The organism is Planomonospora algeriensis, from assembly GCF_977012225.1.
Map to the genome: position 1 here is coordinate 1 of NZ_CDRNDK010000724.1, position 2,213 is coordinate 2,213.

Sequence of the window (2,213 nt, forward strand, 5' to 3'; positions counted from 1 at the left end):
CCCGGTGGAGCTCCTGCGCGCCCGGCCGGGCCGCGGCGTCGACGTCCAGCGCCCGCCGGAGCCAGCCGCGCAGCCAGGCGGGGGCCAGGTCGAGGTTGGCCCGGCCCTCCATGATGTTGAAGCAGACGACCTCGAAGCCGCCCGTGCCGAACGGGGGCTTGCCGGTCGCGGCGAAGAAGACCGTGGAGGCCAGCGCGTGCACGTCGGCCGCCTGGGTGATCTCGGAGTCCCGGATGATCTCCGGGGCGAGGTAGCCGGGCGTGCCGACGAACATGCCGGTCTGGGTCAGCCGGGTCGCGTTGACCAGGTGCGCGATGCCGAAGTCGATGACCAGCGGGTCGCCGTCGACGAGCATCACGTTGGCGGGCTTGAGGTCCCGGTGGACCACGTCGGCGGCGTGGATGGCCACCAGGGCGGCGCACAGGCCCCGCGCCAGCCGGATCACCTGGTCGTCGGGGAGCGGACCGTCCGCCAGGACGGTCTCCTCCAGCGTCCGGCCGGGGACGAAACGGGTCACGATGTACGGCTGCGCGCCGGTCAGCCGGGCGTCCAGCACCTCCGCGACGTGCGGGCTGCGCACCCGCCGCATGGTCTCCACCTCGCGGGTGAGCCGGTCGCGCGCCTTGAGGTCGGCGGCCACGTGCGGGTGCAGGACCTTGACGGCCACCTCGCGCCCGTCCTCGTCCAGCCCCAGATGGACGGCCCCCATGCCGCCCTCGCCGATCTTCCTCAGCAGCCGGTACGGCCCCAGCCGCTCAGGCGCCTGCGTGTCCCCCGTCATCGCGCCGCCTTCCTTCGCAACCCGTCCAGTTCCTTCACCACCGTCCCGACGTCCGCGGGCCTCCACTCCGCCTTCCGCGCACCGGTCCCCACGGTGTCGCCCACGAGGTAGACCATCAGCGCGGCCACCACGCCCAGCGCGGCGGCCATGGCCACGGCCCCGTTCCGGGAAGGCACCAGTGATGCCAGCGTACGCCGCATCTGGCGTCCGGGGCCCTCGACTCCGGGACCGGCGCAGATCGTCGCCAGGGCGATCGCCGCCCCCCAGCCGAGCGCGTTCGTCGCGGGCATCCCCGGGACCAGCACGGCGAGCAGCAGCGTCACCGGCAGGCCGAGGACGAGCCCGTACGGCACGAGCGCGGCCGTGACGCTGGCCGACTTCAGCAGCGCGCCCGGCAGGGCGAGCACCCGGAGCACGTCGGCCGCGGCCGCGCCGGCCGGGCGGCGCGCGTTGAGCCTCGGCTGGGCGATGTCGGCGGCGCGCAGCAGGATGACGGCCGGGACGACGACGAGCGAGACGAGGACCGGCAGCATGACCGCCGCGACCGTCATGACCACCAGCAGCAGCACGCTCGCCGCGCCGTGGGCCCCGGAGCGCTGCAGCGCGTGGCCCTGCCCCTGCGGCCCCTGCGGCCTCTGCTGCCCCTGTCCCGCCGGGCCCTGCCCCTGTCCCGCCGCCCTGGGCCTGCCGCCCGTCCGGGTGGAACGGGCCGGGGCCGGCCTGGCCGTGCCGGTCCGCCGGGGGGTACGGGTACTGGGGCGTCGCGGCCGGGCGGACGTGCGGCGTCCGCTCGAACGAGGCGTGCGGCTGCTCGAACGAGGCGTGCGGCTGCTCGAACGAGGCGTGCGGCGGGTACGGCTGCTGGTAGGAGTGCGAGGGCGGCTGCTGCGGCTGCCGGCGCGACTGCGGGGACGAGCCGGGACCGCGCATGTGCTCAGGCAGGTCCTGAGGGCGGACCCGCTGGGTCGGGATGTCCCCGTCGGGCACCGGAGCCGTGGGACCGAGCAGGCCGGCCGCGCCGGACCCGTGCGATCCCGCCTGACCCATATGACCCGCCTGACCCGGCCGGCCCGGTCCGCCGTGGTCCGGTCCACTCCGCCCCGGCCGGCCCGCCTGGTCACGGCCCGGGGCCCTGCTGGTGGGGACGTCCTCCTGGCCGAGCAGCCCGGTGGGCAGGTCGTGCGAGGCCGCGGGGTCTGCGGCGGGGACTGCGCGGGCGACGAGGGCGCAGTCGCCTGGCGCAGCTCCTCGGACGTCACCCGGCGGGTCGGCCACGGGTCGGGCTGGTCGGGGTCGAGCAGCGAGGAGTACTCGCCCGGCCGGGCCGCCGGGGGCCACGGCGTGGACGGGGCGGGACCCGCCGGCCGCGAGGACACCGGCGTCGGCACGTCCCCCGGGTCGGCGGGCAGGAGCGAGCCCGTGGCGAAACCCG

General features: G+C 76.7%; 3 protein-coding genes. 1 reads left to right on the forward strand and 2 read right to left on the reverse strand.

All coding sequences use genetic code 11. From position 1 onward, the window contains the following. The coding region (locus tag ACWJ6R_RS35060) for a serine/threonine-protein kinase (protein WP_449066325.1) at positions 1-781 on the reverse strand (781 nt) is incomplete at its 3' end. After that, positions 778-1,350 carry a hypothetical protein gene (locus ACWJ6R_RS35065; protein ID WP_449066326.1) on the reverse strand — a complete coding sequence of 191 codons (573 nt, stop codon included), beginning with the start codon at positions 1,348-1,350 and terminating at the stop codon, positions 778-780. The genes ACWJ6R_RS35060 and ACWJ6R_RS35065, both read right to left, overlap by 4 nt. Between ACWJ6R_RS35065 and ACWJ6R_RS35070 the strand changes: the two genes are divergently transcribed. Beyond that, positions 1,313-2,213: hypothetical protein (locus ACWJ6R_RS35070; RefSeq protein WP_449066327.1), on the forward strand; the 901-nt coding region annotated here is incomplete at its 3' end. The two genes, ACWJ6R_RS35065 and ACWJ6R_RS35070, sit on opposite strands and share 38 nt — an antisense overlap.